1 protein-coding gene is annotated in these 807 nt (G+C 37.8%); it reads right to left on the bottom strand.

The window, feature by feature from the left end:
- The coding region (locus WKI42_RS10505) for an AI-2E family transporter (protein ID WP_368081892.1) at nt 1-737 on the bottom strand (737 nt) is incomplete at its 3' end.
- Nucleotides 738-807: the final 70 nt, after the last annotated feature.

Raw genomic sequence — 807 nt, 5'->3', positions numbered from 1 at the left:
ACAATAATAGCCACTGTCACTTGCCCTCGAACATAGTTGGACAACTGCTGATTCACATCTGATAAAACTTGTCCAACAGGTTCTTTCAATTTTCTTGGCATGAATTGGGTCAAATAGTTACGCAAGCCTTTCCCATCACGCAAGAGATAAAAGAGCATGAACGGAACGATAATCAAGGCAACAATCACTTGAGAAGCTCCGCTAATAAAGGCACTCACCCAGTTGACTGCCTGAGAAGAAACCTTGCTCGCCCAAACTGTAGCCTGACTTGAGAAGTTGGTCAAAACTTGCTCTAGCTGAGGTCTGAAATCATCTGGTAAACGCTTGGTTACCAAATCATCAATGACTCGATCAGCATCTTCAAGGTAGACTGGAACATTCCTTGCAAAGGTCAAAACTTGACGTTGCAGATTTGGAATGGCGACTGCCAAGCCCCAAATGATAAAGAGAGCGATGATGACAAAGACAATAGTGATAGCTATAACACGATTAACCTTATGCTTCTCCATCCAATCAACAATAGGATTCAACAAATAATATAACAAACCAGACAGAATGACTGGCAACATCACAACTGCTAAAAAGTCTAAAACAGGTGAAAATAGAAAACTAATCTTACTTAAAATAAACAGATTGAGTCCCAATAATAAGGTTACTAAAAATACCGTAATGGCCTTGTTATCTAAAAACCACTTAAAAAACCAAGATAGGCTAAAATGTTTCTCTTTTTGCTCCATAAATACTTCCTTTCTATCGTTCTCTCATTATACCATTTTTAAATCAAAATAACTCTTTTTTTAAGTGCTT

The organism is Streptococcus pseudopneumoniae (assembly GCF_038148935.1).
Lineage (GTDB): Bacteria > Bacillota > Bacilli > Lactobacillales > Streptococcaceae > Streptococcus > Streptococcus pseudopneumoniae_U.
Note: the sequence above shows the minus strand (reverse complement) of the source record. Positions and strands in the feature narration are given on the sequence as shown.